Genomic DNA, 14884 nt, shown 5'->3' on the forward strand with positions numbered 1-14884 from the left:
CTAGCATACCAGACAGATAATAAACTTCGCATGTGCGGACCGCCAGCGCCGAGCCGTTCAAGTGGTGGAGGGATGGCGTTGTCGCTCCTTTTTAAGCGGATAACACAAAGTGGTCTTCGCCCCTCAATTGGGCAAAGAAATTAGCAAGGGCGCGGAATGCAGATTGCCACGGACGTAACCGAACGCCGCACGACAACCGACATGGTCTTTGACAGGTTGTACGAAGAGATCGTGTCGCTCACCTTGTTGCCGGGAACCAAACTGTCAGAGGTGGAAATCGCCAAGCGGTTCGGCGTATCCCGCCAGCCCGTGCGGGATGCGTTCAACAAGCTCAAGTCGCAAGATCTGCTGCTCATTCGACCGCAAAAGGCAACCGAAGTGCGCGGCTTCTCGATGGAACGCATTGCGCATGAACGGTTCGTGCGACTGGCCGTCGAATTGGAAGTCATACGTCGCGCTTGCGCAAACTGGAAACTCGAGAACTGCGAAATTCTGAGGGGAAACCTTGCCCAGCAGATGGACGCGATGGAGCGTGATCAGCCGGAAACCTTTCACGCGCTGGATTACGACTTTCACCAACAGATTTGCGAACTGGGAGGTCACCGCTTGGCGTTCGACACCATTCGGGAGTGCAAGCGCAAGATCGACAGATTATGTGTTCTCAGCCTCGGACGGAAAAGCGAAATCGACACGTTGTATCAGGATCATTGCGATTTGGTTGAAGCACTTGGTGAGCGCGATGCAGCTAAGGCCGAAGATGTTATCCGGACCCATCTGGGCCGATTGGATGGCACGATTACCGAGATTCATTCGATGAACACCGAGTATTTCGAATAGCGCGGCAATCTGGCCACTCAAACACTCAGCGTCGCCTGATCACATGACCGGTTGCATCGACAGGCCCTGACCTGTGCATCAGGCCATCGTTATTTGCGCAAGATCAAGGACGTGCCCAAATCTCCCGTGGCAGTTTGAGGCATCAGACAGCGAACAGGAGAGAACGTCATGCTCGAGATTTCCCCGCGCAAGGTGGCACAGGTGATCCTGATGTCGCGCGAATTACACCGTGCCGAGGGCGAATTGCGCGCCTTTATCGAGCGGCTGAGCGAGGATGAGCAGGCCGAGTTGGTCGCCATCATGTGGATCGGGCGCGATAGTTTCGATGTTGGCAACCTGGCCGAGGCCATTGCCACGGCCAAGACAGAGGCGTCCGTGCCTTGCGCTGACTACCTGTTGGGAACACCGCATATGTCCGACCATCTGGAAAATGGTCTGGACGCCCTTGGAATTTCTGCAACCGAGGCCGAAGACGACCTCATGTAGGCATCCTCGCCCCTAGGCAAGATGGTCCACGATTTGCAGATGTTGTGCCAACCTGTCGATTTCACCCATCCAGCGCTCCACCAGCTTGGGATCGCTGGGGGCGGCGTGGACCCCGGCGGCAATCTCGTGATTGAGCACCGCTTCGATTGCGAGCGAAACCGGAATCGAAACCAGCCGCGCCATGGCGGTGCCACGCGCATCCCCCCAGGCATCCATCACATAGGTCTTGTGCCAGACCGAAACGCCATCCTGCTCGGCGTCCAGGCTGACGCACAGCACCACCCTGTCGGGTTCGCCTTCGTCATAGGCGTGCTCGGCCCAGAACTGGTCCGACATTTCCTTAAGCCGTGCGTCGCCTTCGCTGCCTGACAGCGTTTCCACCTCGGCAAACACGTCTTTCCATGCGTCGGCCCACCCGTTCAGACGCAAGGTTCCGCGCACGAATTCCTTGACCTGCCAGTCGTCCTCAAACTCGTATTGCTCCATGAACGGAAGGCTGTCGCGATTTGGATAAACCTCAAATGTTTCCGGTGTTGGCAGTGGTGCGGCATAGCTTCTGATCGCGTCCCATGGGCGATCTACCTGCAACTCGGAGTAGGACCGGATTGAACGGCTGGGAGAGCGCAGAGCCTTCAGCACGCCCAGAGGCGACCAACTGAATTTGTAGCGAAACGGGTTCGCGTTTTTGGGAACACCGCCGCAATAGGAAATGAAGCTGATGTGATTGGCAGCGTCAAACGCCGGCGACGCCCGGTATTCGTCCATCAACGCATGGGCCATCAGGTGGTCGATCCCCGGATCAAGCCCGACCTCGTTGACCAGAGCAACACCAGCGGCCTGTGCGGCGGCATCGAGCGCGCGCATTTCAGGCGCGATGTATGAGGAACTGACAAAATGCGCCTTGTTTGCGATGGCCAGTTCCGCGAGTGGAACGTGCCAGTCGCCGGGCAGCATGGAAACGATCACATCTCCAGCGACCAGTTGCCCGGCCAATGCATCGATATCAAAGGCTTTGATCCGGTCGGTCAAATCGCCAACGGCTTCGCGCGCTTTGTCCGTTGTCCGGTTCCAGACGGTGACATCATGGCCCGCCTCAAGCAGACGCCGAAGGCCGGGAATTGCCGAAAGACCGGTTCCACACCAGTGAATTGTCATTTCTCAGAGTCCTTTCTTGTGTTCGTCAAATGTCGCCTTGGCGCGGCCCCAGACACCTCCGGACAAATCATCCAGTGTCAGCAAGGATGGCAGCAGTTGCGCCGCGTAGTCCTCGGAACTCTCAACCGGCAGCATCGAGGGCAAATTATCGATGGCCGTGACATCCAGAACGGGCACATCCTGAACCCGCAACGCTGGCTCATCCCAAGTGGTCGTGCGATCGTAAACCTTGACCGGCGAAAACACGCTGTCCGGATCGCAGGCGATGTCGCCGATCACGGTCAATCGGCGCGGCGCGGTCTTGGCGATGGCGGGTACAAAGACGGGTGTATCGGGGCGGGCAAGGATACAATTCAGAAAGATGTCGTGGTCCAGAACCTCGGGAAACGGCCCCCCGTGGGCGGTTTCCTTCATGTCCCACTTCGTCACCGGCACGTCCATCTCTGCACAAAGATCAGCAGCACCAGAGCCAACGCGACCAAGCGCACCGATCACCAAGGCCGTGGGTCGCTGCGCACCGATTGCCTTGAGTTCAGCAGCGAGTTCGGACAACAGCGCCTTGGACCCAGAATAGGTCGACACGGGACCGGCAATTTCATCACGTTGCTGCGCGGCCCAACATTTCAGTGCAACCGCCGCGCCTGCGAAACCGGCCCAATAACCAAACGCGGCCACCCGCCGTCCAGATTCATCGACAAGATATTCAAGATCATAGAGCCTGCCGCCGCCAGCCTTGAACCGCTTTAGCAGGATTTGCCCAGCTGGCTGCCCCTTGTAGGCGTGGCCGAACAGGATGTGCCGATGGGTCAGGGGTGTGCCGTCTTCGGGCAGTTCCTTAAGGCCAAAGATGATGGCGTCAGCAGGGGCATCCGGCCAACTGTTTTCAACAGCGATTTCGCATCCAACCTCGCGATAACCGTCGAGAGGGATGGCACGAAACGAACTTTCTTCGACCGTGACGCGCACTCCCGCCTCAATCAATTGCGCAGCGCCTGCAGGCGTTAAACCGACGCGCTCTTCGTTTGCCCGTTGTTCCGCCCGAACCCATAGATGTGTCATCAAGAATTTTCCTCAGATCATGCCCTTGGCGCGTGCGGTTTGCACCGATGCCCGGGCGTTCATGGCATCCATGAACGTGGTGATTTTGGGATAGTCTGCGACATTAACACCGTCGCCCTCAAGCCAGCCGCAGATCACAAACAGGTAGGGATCGGCAATGCTGAAGGCATCCCCCAGAACGTACGGACCCGCGAGGCCGTGGGCCTCGATATAGGCTGCACTTTCGGACATGGTCTGGGGCACTTTGGCGGTCATGTCATCAAACGACTCCTGCCGGGTGGCCCAACGGCTACCGCGCATCCTGTGAGCGTGGTTCACATGCATGGTGGACGCGAGATAATACATCACCTCGCGCATCCGCGCGGCCTGCATGGCATCCTGCGGAACAAGACCTGCCTTGGGCGCGCTGGCGGCGACAAATTCCAGCAATGCCCCGGTTTCGGTAAGGGTGCCTTGATCCGTGACCAAAGCTGGCACCCGGCCTTTGGGGTTGATCTGATGATAGGCGGGTTTGGTCTGTTCGGCGGTCTTGAAATCGACTTTGACCGCCTCAAATGGCAGATCTGCTTCGAAGAGTGCGATCGCGGTGGCAATCGAGATCGTTCCTGGCATGTAGTGGAGTGTCAGCATTCCGTCGATCTCCTAGAAATGAGTCTGGGCGAATTGCCGCTCTGGCGTATCGAGATGCGGCACCGCATTGAACAATACCGGGCTGAGGTGCTCGCCGATGGGAAACAGGCGATGCATCGACGTGTTCATGATGGCCAGGGCCACGCGTGCCGTGGCAGACATGTTCAGATCCATGAACCGACGCATTGCGATCGCAATCAACCCGCCCGAGGTGACCACCAACGCCGGACCGCTTTCCGTGGCGATTTCCTGAAGAGCATCGTTTACCCGGGTTTCAAACGCCTCAAAGCTCTCGGGCGCACCCTCAAGTTCATCGTTGCGCCAGGCGTCAAAGACCTTGGGCAGATGGGCGATAAAGCCTTCACGCTCCTGCGGAATCGGAATTCCATGCTGTTCATCCAGAAGCTGCGACAGGGTAAAATACTGAAGCTCGTTGAGCCGCTCGTCTTGTACCGCGTCGCCCACGGCCATGCCGCTGGCGGTTTCGATATGACGGGTAAGCGTGCCGCAATAGACCCGGGGGTGATGGCTGCCCGCGATGCGCAGATGATCCCCCAACCACGCCGCCTGTTGGTGGCCCAATTCGCTGAGTCGGTCATACTCAAGCTCATCCCGTGCACCGGTGTTGGCCTGACCATGACGTATGAGGGTGATGTGGGACATTGCGACGGCTCCTGCTTGCCCCCGTCTTAGGCGAGAGCAGTCGCAGGTGCCAGAGGCTGGCAAGGAAATTTACGGGGGAATTGGCGGCGCGACGATCAAGTCTGAGGGGGCGTCTGCCTAGTTAAACACCGGACGCCGGAGGCGCCATGCAATTTAACGCATTGGCGGGGAGTCCAACGACATTGGTGCTGGTGCGGAACGACAGTGATTTAACCATTAGTCGCGGTGCGGGAATCCGGGACATCAAACACCTTCCGTGCGTGCAGAACGCTTAGATCCCGGATTTGCCGGATATCGCGCGGAATGTTCTAGTAGATATACCTGATCTGGTCGGTCCAATAGCGTTCTACCCGCTTCAGCGACGTGGTGATGGCGTCGATGCCATCGGCATCGATCACGCCCCTGCCCTCCAGCCCCTCGGCATGGCGCGCGAAAAGCGTGGCGACAATGTCGCGAACCTCGCGACCACGCGGCGTCAGCTTGACCCGGACAGACCGCCGGTCGATCTCACAGCGCTGGTGGTGCATATAGCCCATCTCGACCAGCTTCTTGAGGTTATAGCTGACATTGCTGCCCTGATAGTATCCGCGGGTTTTCAATTCTCCCGCCGTGACCTCGTTCTCGCCGATATTGAAGAGCAGCAATGCCTGAACAGCATTGATCTCCAGAATACCCACGCGTTCGAATTCGTCCTTGATCACGTCAAGCAACAGCCGGTGCAGCCGTTCGACCAACGCCAGCGATTCCAGATATCCGGTCATGAATCCTTTTTGGGTAACCGGGCCTACTTGCATTTCCATACTCATCCGTCTCTCCGACTCGAACTGCTCGGGTCAGAGATTGACGGGAAAACCCGAAGAATCGGTTAAACCGAATTCATCTCAGTTTTGAAAGGTTTGCGCGATTTCGCCGATCAGCGAACCAAAGCGCGCAGGCGTTGCCGCCTGCCCGGTCACCCATTGATAGAGATCCTGATCGTTCTCTTCCAAAAGCGCGTCATAGAGATCAAGGTCGCCCGTCGTCATTCCGGCCAGATTCGCATCCGCATAGGCGCTCAGGATCAGGTCCATTTCCTTGATCCCGCGCCGCATTGACCGCATCTTGAGCCGCTTGATCCGGGTATCGCGCTGCTCTGTCATTGACGCTCTTGCACCAGCTGCCGCAGTTTCTTCTCAACTCTTGCGGCGCGCTCGGCATTGGTGCGCATCACGGCGCGAATTTCCCTGAGTTCCGCCAACACACCGGCAAAATCCTCGCCGACGGTCACATCATCCGGCGCGGCGGGGCCTTCGCCTTCGCCGGTCAAGAGCCACTTGATCGAAACGTTCAGCAACCCGGCCAACATTGACAGGCGGTTCGCGCGGGGCTCGGAGACATCGTCCTCCCAACCAACCAGTGTCGTTTTCTTGATCCCCAAGCGCCGGGCGAGTTCCGACTGGTTCATGTTGGCAGCCTCACGCGCACCTGCCACGCGATCACCGAAAGTTGCGGCGTCCGGCCCGTACCAGTCGGTGTTTTGGTCGTTCATTTTCGCTCTCCTGTGAGTCGCGTTGAAACCTGCTTGATCGGCTGTCGGCGGCAACCTATGACAGTCGCGACAAACATACAAATCGAGGCTGATATGAGTTTCCTGTCTGCGACACTGTCGCGTGTCAAACCGTCTCCGACCATCGCTGTGAGCAACATGGCGCAAGATCTGAAGGCGGCCGGACGTGATGTCATTGGCCTCGGCGCGGGAGAGCCGGATTTCGACACACCGGACAACATCAAGGCCGCGGGTATTCGCGCCATCGAGGCGGGCAAGACGAAATACACTGCTGTGGACGGGATCGCAGAGTTGAAACAGGCGATCTGCGCCAAGTTTCTGCGGGACAACGGGCTGACCTATACACCCGAGCAGGTCAGCGTCGGTACCGGCGGCAAGCAGATTCTGTACAATGCTCTGGTAGCGACACTCAATCCCGGTGACGAGGTGGTGATTCCTGCCCCCTACTGGGTCAGCTATCCGGACATGGTTCTGTTGGCGGGCGGCACACCGGTGATTGCCGAGACTTCGTTGCAGACACGGTTCAAGCTGACACCTGATCAACTTGAGGCCGCGATCACGCCAAAAACCAAGTGGTTCATCTTCAACTCTCCATCCAACCCGACCGGCGCGGGCTATTCCCGTGACGAACTAAAGGCGCTGACAGATGTTCTGATGCGTCACCCGCATGTATGGGTGATGACCGATGATATGTACGAACATCTTACCTACGACGGGTTTGAATTCTGCACCCCGGCCGAGGTTGAACCGCGTCTTTACGAACGCACCCTGACCTGCAATGGCGTCAGCAAGGCCTATGCGATGACCGGCTGGCGGATTGGCTATGCGGCTGGTCCCGTTCCGCTGATTGCAGCCATGCGCAAAATCCAGAGCCAGAGTACGTCAAACCCCTGTTCGGTCAGTCAATGGGCTGCGGTCGAGGCGCTGAATGGCCCGCAGGATTTCCTCGCCCCGAACAACGAAACGTTCAAACGCCGCCGCGATCTTGTGGTGTCGATGCTGTCCGAGATCGACGGGATCACCTGCCCGACGCCAGAGGGCGCGTTCTATGTCTATCCATCCATTTCTGGCCTGATCGGCAAAACAACCCCGGCGGGCGTGGTGATCGAGGATGATGAAACCTTTGCCACGGCCTTGCTCGAAGACGTTGGCGTCGCCGTGGTTTTCGGTGCAGCCTTTGGTCTGAGCCCGAATTTCCGGGTCAGCTATGCGACGGCTGATGAAGCATTGAAAGAAGCATGTCGTCGCATTCAATCGTTCTGCGCGTCGCTGACCTGACACCTTGCCACGACCACATGATCTGCTTCGACTTAATTTTGCAGTCACGCCGTGCAGGTGAATAAGCCTGATCCGCGTTGCTCGCTTGAGGCGCGGTCAAAGGCTGGACACCCACAAGCTATGAATGAGAAAATAGGTCGATCTGTCGACATTGGTGCCTATCCAGATTGCACCACAGCACCCTGACAGGCGGAAACGCATTCGGCCTTTATGCAGAATGACCACGCTCTTCTTGAAATGGTGAGCCGTTGCAAGAAGGTTCTGCCGATACGTCTTAAAGACTGTAGATGCCCGAGAACTTGGCTTCCAGATAGTCCAGCAACGGAGCTTCGGATGGCTCTATCCCGCTGGCTTTCTTAATGACGTCCCGGGGCGCATAGAGCCCGCCGTGCCGTTGCACAGACTCGCGCAGCCAGTCCGTCGCGCCGGACGTGTCGCCTGCGGCCAGTTGCGCATCCAGATCGGGTACAGCGTCCCGCAGCGCCTGATTGAGGCACCCTGCATAGACGTTGCCCAGCGAGTAGGTCGGGAAGTAGCCAAACAGGCCAACCGACCAATGCACATCCTGCAAGCACCCGTTTGACGGCCTGTCCACCTCATAGCCAAAGTCGACGGCAAACCGGTCGTTCCAGGCCGTTTCAAGGTCCGAAACCTGCAAGTCACCCGACATCAGCGCCCGTTCAAGATCAAAGCGCAGCATGATGTGCAGGTTGTATTGGACCTCGTCAGCTTCGGTACGGATGTATCCGTTCTCGACACTGTTCACGGCGGCATAGAACGCACCGGTGTCATCAATTCCGATATCTCCGAACGTCGCATTCATCCGATCGAACAACCAGCCGGTGAACGCCCGCGAGCGGCCAAGCTGGTTTTCATAGATCCGGCTCTGGCTTTCATGCACGCCCATGGACACGCCCTGTCCCAGTGGAGTCAAGGCATAGGCGGGATCGATCCCCTGTTCATAGGCGGCATGTCCGACTTCGTGGATTGTCGAATAGATGCAATTGAAGGGATCGGTCGGGCTTGTCCGGGTGGTGATCCGCGCATCAGACCCGCTGCCGGAACTGAACGGATGAACGGCCTTGTCCACCCGCCCACGGTTCAGGTCATATCCAAACGCTTTGGCGAGTTCCTTGCTCAAAGCCATTTGGGTCGCGTCGTCAAACTGCCCGGTCACACCCTTGGGTTTGGGCTTTTCAAGAACGGCCGCGCGCAGGTCGACAAGGCGCGGGCGCATCGCGTCAAAAATGGCCGCAATCTGCACGCCCGTCGTGCCCGGTTCGTAATCATCAAGCATCGCGTCATAGAGATCGCCGCCATTGGCCAGCGCTGCGCCTTCTTCGCGCTTGAGGGCAACAACCTCTTCCAACACCGGAAGAAAGGCGGCCACATCCTCTGCCGCCCGTGCTGCGGCCCATTTCCCCTGCGCCTCTGATGTGACCTGTGCGATCCGTTTGGCAAGATCAGCAGGAACCTTGTTGGCACGATCATAAGCCCGCCGTATCTCGCGGATTTGCGCAATATCGGCAGGCGCACTCGCCTTGGCCGTTTCCAGCCATTCCCCGACCTGCGGAGCAGAGCGACGTGCATGCAGAATCGATTCCATGGCGCTCATTTCCAGACCGCGCTGCGCTGCCGCCCCGCGCGGCATCATCGTTTCCTGATCCCACCCTAGGCGACCGGCGACCTGAGCCAGAGCCGAGGTTTCACGCTGGAACGCCATCAATGCGTCAAATGCCGTCATGTGGATCATCCTCTCACCGATGTCGCTATGGGATAGGCGCTCAGGAACCGGGCGCGCAGGATCAGCGTCCAGACCAGAACGGCTGCCAGCTGGTGCAGGATGGCGACTTGCCACGGCGCACCGTACAGCACCGTCACGATGCCCAGCACGACTTGCAACGACATCGCCGCAAACGCCGCGTTAAATGCAAAGCGCGTGGCCGCATGGGCACTCCGCCGCCCGCGGTTCCAAACAACGACCGCGAATACAAACAAAAGATACCCAGTCATGCGGTGAATGAACTGAACCAATCCCGCGTTCTCAAAAAAGTTGCGCCAGATTGGCTCAATCACAAAGATGTCAGTTGGGATCAGCTGGCCATCCATAAGCGGCCATTCCGGATAATTACGCCCCGCATCAATGCCGGCGACCAACGCCCCGATCAAAATCTGCAGAAAAGCAAAGTGCAAAAGTCCCGTCGACAGCCCAAACAGTCGCCCCTCTTTCGCGCGACGGGCCTGCATCAACTCACGCTCTTCCCGGCCGAGCATGAAGACATACCAGCCGATGAAACCAAGAATGACAAAGGCCAATCCGAGGTGAACCGCCAGCCGATAACTGGCAACATCGGTCATGCCTTCGCCTTGTGTCACACCAGACGAGACCATCCACCAGCCGATGGCCCCCTGCAGCCCACCAAGCGCGCCGACAAGAAACAGACGCCCTGTCCAGCCTGCGGGGATCTTGCGAGCGACGAAAAAGCCCGCGAACCCGATGGCCCAGACCAACCCGATCACCCGACCCAGTTGTCGATGCCCCCATTCCCACCAATAGATCGATTTGAAATCGGCGAGCTCCATCCACTGGTTCTGAACCTGAAACTCGTCAATCTGCTTGTATCTGTCGAATTCTGCCTGCCAGTCAGCTTCGGACATCGGAGGCAGCGCGCCAGTGACTGGTCGCCATTCGGTGATCGAAAGACCGCTATCTGTCAGCCGCGTCAGACCGCCGACCGCGATCATCACGACGACAAGCGCAAACAGCAGCATCAGCCACAGCCGAATGCCACGCCGCGCGCCTCCGCGCCCCTTGTCGATCAGCCCGGGTTGAGCAGCCGGCTTTGCCGCACCCTGATCGGATACCTCTTCGAAAATGCTACGTTTTTCGCTCATCTCCGCCTCGCTCGCGATTTGCCCAGACCCTAGGTCGGTCCATCCGTCCCGTCCAGAGCCATCACCGGCCCCGTTCCTTCCAGCGTACCATCTGTCGCAGGATGCCGTGCAGGATCTGGACATCGGCCTGGGTCAACGGCAAGCGTGACCACAGGTTGCGCAGGTTGACCTTCATGCTGTCGGCCTTGGTTTCTGGGAAAAAGAACCCGGCCTCGTCCAGACGCGCCTCGTAATGCTGCGCCAGCTTTTCGACCTCAATCCCCTGCGCCCATCCGGATTTTCCGGGATTGTCGATCTCGGCAGCGACAGCCTCGGTCTGGCGACGCCATTCATATCCCAGCAGCAACACGCATTGCGCGAGATTGAGAGACGGAAACTCAGGATTGACCGGCACCGAGATCAGCACGTTGGCACGGGCGATGTCCTCGTTTTCCAACCCGGCCCGCTCGGGACCGAACAAGACCGCCACCTTTTCTCCGTCGGCGATCCTTTCGGCAGCCATCTGCATGGCACGTTCAGGGCTGACAACCGGCTTGGTGAGGTCCCGTGTCCGTGCCGTGGTTGCCAAGACGAAATGACAATCACCCGTCGCATCAACCACATCGTCGCAAAGCTGCACTGCGTCCAGCAACCGGCCCGCCCCGCTGGCCAAAGCCGTCGCCGCCGGGTTTGGCCACCCATCGCGGGGTGCCACGATCCGCATCCGGTCCAACCCGAAATTCCACATCGCGCGCGCGGATGCACCGATGTTCTCGCCCATTTGTGGACGCACAAGAACAAATGCGGGCTGTGGTTTGGGCTTGGGCATGGGTCTCTCCGGAAATCCGATCCCGCCATAAAGCCCGCCCAGCCATAGGGCAAGGCATGGCCACCGAAACAGAGCTAAAATGCCTCGGCGTCTGCCAGCCATGCGAAGACTTCGCCGCCGGTATCTCGGATTGCCGTGGGTTCGACGAAACGACTGCACAGGCGTTAACGGTTTGAACGGAGGTATGGCGCTACTGATACGAGATAGCCTCGGTCCACACGAGCCGAGGTACATTGAGCAAAAAGGGTCTGTCAGGGGTGTCGTATATCTCGCGATTTCTGGAAGGAGCGTCGGAAATGCCAGAATCATGCCCAAATTGAGCCCATTTTCACCGGCAGGATGAAACTGAACGCTCTTTAATGAGCAAGATAGCGGTTGGGTCACTGGGTAGGACGACCAGATTGAGGGCAGGCAGTTCGCCTGAAATTGTGAGCAAGATAGTGTTGAAGATTTTGACCCAGGCCCGCGAGACAAAAACGCATTTGGCGCTCGCGGCAGATCTGCATAACCGCAAGTTGAACGACATTCGGGAACGACAAGGTCGCAAGCGGTTCAGCAAGTGGGCGCACGATACCCGTGATTCAAATCTGGTAAGTCGCTTTGCCAAGCTTGAGGGCGCAAAGGCCCGACTTGCGTCCGATGATCTGCCCGACGAATTCCTCTGCTGTGCTGCGATGCAGGATTTCATCGGGTTTGTTGACCGCGAAGCCTCGGCAAACTGGACGGCGGTTTATGACACCGCGACTGCAGACGCAATTTATTCCGGTTTTGTCACAGCGGCCTTGGCCGCGGCAGGCGAAGACCTCGACAAGGATGCAACCTGATCCGCTCAACGCATCAATACCTGCTGATTAGGCAATGCCCTTCAAGGCGAACCCCGGTTCAATCCTGACGCCGGCTCACGCGCAACCAGATGCCATCCTTTGCGCGCACTGTCAGGTGCGCGACCGGGACAGGTTCACGATCAAGAACCGGCTCGACGCGGACATCCCGCAGTAGCGTCGACAGCAGCAAAGGCCCCTCGACCATCGCGAACCCCGCGCCGGGGCAGACGCGCGCACCCGCTGAAAAGGGCATATAAGCGCTTCGTTGACAGCTCCGGCCATTATCGGTGTGCCAGCGATCCGGATCAAAGTCGTCCGGCCGATCCCAGAGCCGTTCGTGACGATGCAGATGCCAGGGGCTCATCACGATCTGCGCTCCCTTGGGCACTTCACGATTGCGAAACTGTTCAGTGCATTGCGCCTCGCGCACCATCATGGGAACAGGCGGATACAAACGCAGCGCCTCGCGGAACACATCCCGGCTCAGGCGCAGCCAGCTCATCTGCGAAAATGTCCCCTCGCCCCAGTCCTGCGCCTCGGCGGCAACACGATCCTGCCAGTCCGGAGAAATTGCCAGCAGATATAGCGCCCAGGCCAAGGCAGATGCGCTGGTTTCGTGCCCCGCCAAAAAGAAGATCGCGACCTGATCGACCATCTCTTCGGTACTGAACCGTTCACCCGTTGCGGGATCAGCGGTTATCATGATCTTGGTCGCCAGATCGTCGGGCGCCGTGCCAGCCTCGATCTGAGCCATCCGCGCACTGGTCAGATCTGTGATCAGCGCGCGAATTTCCTTGGCCGTCTGACGGGTGCGGCGGCTGAAGAACCGCGGCATCCATCGGGGCAGTGGCACAAAAGCCGCCAGATTCAGAATCGGTTGGCTGCGTTGATAGTCGCGAAACAGCCGATACACCTGTGCCGCCGTCTCATGTTCGATCGGAATTGAAAACAACGTGCGAAAGATGACATCCGCCGCCATGTGGCTTGCCAACGGTTCGATATCAACGGGCTCCTGCCCGCTCTGCCGCAATCGCGCGGCGGCTGCCTCGGCGGCGGCCTGCATGGCTGGAAAGGTATCGCGCAGGCGTCCACCCTCAAAGGCCGGATCGATAATGCGCCGTTGTCTCTTCCAAGTCTCATGATTACTCAGAAACACCGAATTTCCCAAGAGCGGACGCAACCCTTCGCTGATCCGGTTGGACTTGGGAAAATCGTCAGGTCTCTCCCGCAAGACGATTTGCAGTAGGTCTGGCTGGTTGATCAGAAACGAGCGAAAAAACGGCGTGCGAAACTCTGCCATCCACGCGCGATAGAGCCGTGCGGGCTGGGCTGACAAAATATCCTTGCGAAACAGACGGCCATAGCGCCAGAGCGAGACCCGGTCCGGGCGCGATGGTGGCTTTGGTGGTCTCATGATGCGGTCAGGCCCGTGTATTTCGACACTGGCCTTTCAATCCGCGAGGGGGATGCTGGCCGCGCGGAATAGCGTTCGGCTAGAGTAAGCGGGCCGGCCGTAATGCGAAAATAATCGTAGTCCCCAGGCTGGTCAAAAGCACAGAGATACTGGAAATGCAGACGAAAGAAGCGCCACCGCAGGGCGCGCCACCGCTCCGGCGAAAGAGTTTGCGAGAAAGCAGCAGACAGGACCAATGGCCACCGTTTGCCAGCTGGGGCCACGCCACTGACTGCAACCGGATCGCAGAGCGCAAAGGCACAACCATCACCCGGTGCCGTGACGTCGATCCATGTGATTTCCTGCCGTTCTGACAGATAATGCAGATCCGCACGCAACCGATGAGCCTCAGGCAAAAAGGACTGCATCGGAATGACCTGACCCAATGACAGGAAACCAAGCGCGGGTCCGCCCGATGGCAGGCGCCCGGCGCGCAATAGGTCTGCAAGCAGCGACACCGCCAGATGCGCGCCCGAGGAATGCCCGACCAGCAAGACTTCGTCGACGTCCTCCTGCAGCGCCTTGGCCACGAGGTCAGTGAATTCGACAATCCGCGCCTCAAGTTCAGCAGGATATTCCCCGTTCCTCTGCGCAGAATAGGCATAGTCATGCATCAGGTAGTAGGCGTAGAACCGACCATCCCTGGCCCTGAACCAAGACAAGACAGCCCAGGCCGCACCCACACCCAGCCCCCAGACAACAAGATCGACCGCCCAGAAAGCCAACCCGAACCACGAGAGCACCAACAATAAGGCGTGGCTGACAGCCCACCCCGTCGCGCAAGCAAGCACCAGTTGGAGCAGCAGAAACGCCACAGGATACAGCGCCGCAATCACCGGCCCCTTGCGCAGTTGCATCAGCCGCCACAACGCCCCGGTTCCGATGTAGGTCCAGGCCGTACGCAAGAGGTGCCCATAGGTGGCTAGAATGGATCCAGCCATGCTATCCCGGACAAGGTCGGACCAGACCAGAACAGTGAACTGTGTTTCGATCTCTGCCCCGTCGATCGTGGCATTGACCTTCCAGCCGAATGGACCGTCATTTGGCGCAGCAACAACAGCGACCTGATAGCCTGAGATCGCGGCCTGACTTGCGCTTTCCTTACGATACAGCTCGCGATAGCGACGGGGATGGATCGGATCGTAGCCGGGCACATAGAACACCCGGCGGCGATAAACCCGCTGCTCTGGATCGCTGCTCATTTGAACCCTCTTGCCTCTGTCGCCACCTTAGCCGGTCGTGCAGAGCAG

Annotated in this window: 16 protein-coding genes; 4 read left to right on the top strand and 12 right to left on the bottom strand. The window is 58.6% G+C overall.

Annotated elements, in window-relative coordinates; all coding sequences use genetic code 11:
- Window positions 1–156 precede the first annotated feature (156 nt).
- On the top strand, window positions 157–837 hold the full coding sequence (locus ABJO75_RS01550) for a GntR family transcriptional regulator (RefSeq protein WP_348132330.1): 681 nt from the start codon (window positions 157–159) through the stop codon (window positions 835–837).
- 168 nt (window positions 838–1005) lie between these two features.
- The gene (locus ABJO75_RS01555) at window positions 1006–1323 is read left to right on the top strand and encodes a DUF3775 domain-containing protein (protein ID WP_348132333.1); all 318 of its coding nucleotides are present in this window, start codon (window positions 1006–1008) and stop codon (window positions 1321–1323) included.
- Between the two features lie 12 nt (window positions 1324–1335).
- On the opposite strand, the gene ABJO75_RS01560 is transcribed toward ABJO75_RS01555, so the two are convergent.
- The 7 genes from ABJO75_RS01560 to ABJO75_RS01590 all read right to left on the bottom strand — a co-directional run bounded on the left by ABJO75_RS01560 (window position 1336) and on the right by ABJO75_RS01590 (window position 6358).
- Window positions 1336–2478, bottom strand: coding sequence for a saccharopine dehydrogenase C-terminal domain-containing protein (locus tag ABJO75_RS01560; RefSeq protein WP_348132335.1), 1143 nt, complete (start codon window positions 2476–2478; stop codon window positions 1336–1338).
- Window positions 2479–2481: 3 nt separating this feature from the next.
- Window positions 2482–3537, bottom strand: coding sequence for a saccharopine dehydrogenase (locus ABJO75_RS01565; protein ID WP_348132337.1), 1056 nt, complete (start codon window positions 3535–3537; stop codon window positions 2482–2484).
- Between the two features lie 12 nt (window positions 3538–3549).
- On the bottom strand, window positions 3550–4167 hold the full coding sequence (locus ABJO75_RS01570) for a glutathione S-transferase family protein (RefSeq protein WP_348132339.1): 618 nt from the start codon (window positions 4165–4167) through the stop codon (window positions 3550–3552).
- Between the two features lie 12 nt (window positions 4168–4179).
- The gene (locus ABJO75_RS01575) at window positions 4180–4830 is read right to left on the bottom strand and encodes a histidine phosphatase family protein (protein ID WP_348132342.1); all 651 of its coding nucleotides are present in this window, start codon (window positions 4828–4830) and stop codon (window positions 4180–4182) included.
- A 308-nt stretch (window positions 4831–5138) separates the two neighbouring features.
- Window positions 5139–5636 carry a winged helix DNA-binding protein gene (locus tag ABJO75_RS01580; RefSeq protein WP_348132345.1) on the bottom strand — a complete coding sequence of 166 codons (498 nt, stop codon included), beginning with the start codon at window positions 5634–5636 and terminating at the stop codon, window positions 5139–5141.
- A gap of 75 nt (window positions 5637–5711) precedes the next feature.
- Window positions 5712–5969 (bottom strand): succinate dehydrogenase assembly factor 2, encoded by a 258-nt coding sequence (locus ABJO75_RS01585; protein ID WP_348132348.1) that lies wholly within the window; start codon window positions 5967–5969, stop codon window positions 5712–5714.
- Complete coding sequence (locus tag ABJO75_RS01590) at window positions 5966–6358, bottom strand: helix-turn-helix transcriptional regulator (RefSeq protein WP_348132351.1); 393 nt, start codon at window positions 6356–6358, stop codon at window positions 5966–5968. The genes ABJO75_RS01585 and ABJO75_RS01590 overlap by 4 nt, the downstream gene beginning before the upstream one ends.
- Before the next feature lie 93 nt (window positions 6359–6451).
- On the opposite strand from ABJO75_RS01590, the gene ABJO75_RS01595 reads away from it, so the two are divergent.
- Window positions 6452–7654: a pyridoxal phosphate-dependent aminotransferase gene (locus ABJO75_RS01595; protein WP_348132691.1), complete on the top strand. Its 1203-nt coding sequence runs from the start codon at window positions 6452–6454 to the stop codon at window positions 7652–7654.
- A gap of 274 nt (window positions 7655–7928) precedes the next feature.
- Here ABJO75_RS01595 and ABJO75_RS01600 read toward each other — a convergent pair whose 3' ends face one another.
- From ABJO75_RS01600 to ABJO75_RS01610, 3 genes are all read right to left on the bottom strand, one after another.
- Window positions 7929–9398 (bottom strand): carboxypeptidase M32, encoded by a 1470-nt coding sequence (locus tag ABJO75_RS01600; RefSeq protein ID WP_348132353.1) that lies wholly within the window; start codon window positions 9396–9398, stop codon window positions 7929–7931.
- Between the two features lie 5 nt (window positions 9399–9403).
- On the bottom strand, window positions 9404–10549 hold the full coding sequence (ctaA, locus tag ABJO75_RS01605) for a heme A synthase (protein WP_348132356.1): 1146 nt from the start codon (window positions 10547–10549) through the stop codon (window positions 9404–9406).
- Between the two features lie 61 nt (window positions 10550–10610).
- Window positions 10611–11357, bottom strand: coding sequence for an RNA methyltransferase (locus ABJO75_RS01610; protein WP_348132359.1), 747 nt, complete (start codon window positions 11355–11357; stop codon window positions 10611–10613).
- Between the two features lie 443 nt (window positions 11358–11800).
- Here ABJO75_RS01610 and ABJO75_RS01615 point away from each other — a divergent pair, with 443 nt between their 5' ends.
- A complete protein-coding gene (locus tag ABJO75_RS01615; protein WP_348132362.1) occupies window positions 11801–12181 on the top strand; it encodes a hypothetical protein in 381 nt (126 codons plus the stop codon).
- A 58-nt stretch (window positions 12182–12239) separates the two neighbouring features.
- On the opposite strand, the gene ABJO75_RS01620 is transcribed toward ABJO75_RS01615, so the two are convergent.
- The gene (locus tag ABJO75_RS01620) at window positions 12240–13595 is read right to left on the bottom strand and encodes a cytochrome P450 (RefSeq protein WP_348132365.1); all 1356 of its coding nucleotides are present in this window, start codon (window positions 13593–13595) and stop codon (window positions 12240–12242) included.
- Window positions 13592–14836, bottom strand: coding sequence for a hypothetical protein (locus ABJO75_RS01625; protein WP_348132367.1), 1245 nt, complete (start codon window positions 14834–14836; stop codon window positions 13592–13594). The genes ABJO75_RS01620 and ABJO75_RS01625 overlap by 4 nt, the downstream gene beginning before the upstream one ends.
- Between the last annotated feature and the right edge of the window lie 48 nt (window positions 14837–14884).

Source organism: Sedimentitalea sp., from assembly GCF_039973035.1.
Taxonomy (GTDB): Bacteria; Pseudomonadota; Alphaproteobacteria; order Rhodobacterales; family Rhodobacteraceae; genus Sedimentitalea.

Excerpts from the sequence above, each read along its gene's own strand:
- ABJO75_RS01620 (WP_348132365.1), bottom strand. The coding sequence starts at position 13,595 with ATGAGACCACCAAAGCCACCATCGCGCCCGGACCGGGTCTCGCTCTGG.
- ctaA (WP_348132356.1), bottom strand. The coding sequence starts at position 10,549 with ATGAGCGAAAAACGTAGCATTTTCGAAGAGGTATCCGATCAGGGTGCG.
- ABJO75_RS01570 (WP_348132339.1), bottom strand. The coding sequence starts at position 4,167 with ATGCTGACACTCCACTACATGCCAGGAACGATCTCGATTGCCACCGCG.
- ABJO75_RS01560 (WP_348132335.1), bottom strand. The coding sequence starts at position 2,478 with ATGACAATTCACTGGTGTGGAACCGGTCTTTCGGCAATTCCCGGCCTT.
- ABJO75_RS01595 (WP_348132691.1), top strand. The coding sequence starts at position 6,452 with ATGAGTTTCCTGTCTGCGACACTGTCGCGTGTCAAACCGTCTCCGACC.
- ABJO75_RS01625 (WP_348132367.1), bottom strand. The coding sequence starts at position 14,836 with ATGAGCAGCGATCCAGAGCAGCGGGTTTATCGCCGCCGGGTGTTCTAT.
- ABJO75_RS01555 (WP_348132333.1), top strand. The coding sequence starts at position 1,006 with ATGCTCGAGATTTCCCCGCGCAAGGTGGCACAGGTGATCCTGATGTCG.
- ABJO75_RS01580 (WP_348132345.1), bottom strand. The coding sequence starts at position 5,636 with ATGAGTATGGAAATGCAAGTAGGCCCGGTTACCCAAAAAGGATTCATG.
- ABJO75_RS01590 (WP_348132351.1), bottom strand. The coding sequence starts at position 6,358 with ATGAACGACCAAAACACCGACTGGTACGGGCCGGACGCCGCAACTTTC.
- ABJO75_RS01600 (WP_348132353.1), bottom strand. The coding sequence starts at position 9,398 with ATGACGGCATTTGACGCATTGATGGCGTTCCAGCGTGAAACCTCGGCT.
- ABJO75_RS01610 (WP_348132359.1), bottom strand. The coding sequence starts at position 11,357 with ATGCCCAAGCCCAAACCACAGCCCGCATTTGTTCTTGTGCGTCCACAA.
- ABJO75_RS01575 (WP_348132342.1), bottom strand. The coding sequence starts at position 4,830 with ATGTCCCACATCACCCTCATACGTCATGGTCAGGCCAACACCGGTGCA.
- ABJO75_RS01585 (WP_348132348.1), bottom strand. The coding sequence starts at position 5,969 with ATGACAGAGCAGCGCGATACCCGGATCAAGCGGCTCAAGATGCGGTCA.
- ABJO75_RS01565 (WP_348132337.1), bottom strand. The coding sequence starts at position 3,537 with ATGACACATCTATGGGTTCGGGCGGAACAACGGGCAAACGAAGAGCGC.
- ABJO75_RS01550 (WP_348132330.1), top strand. The coding sequence starts at position 157 with ATGCAGATTGCCACGGACGTAACCGAACGCCGCACGACAACCGACATG.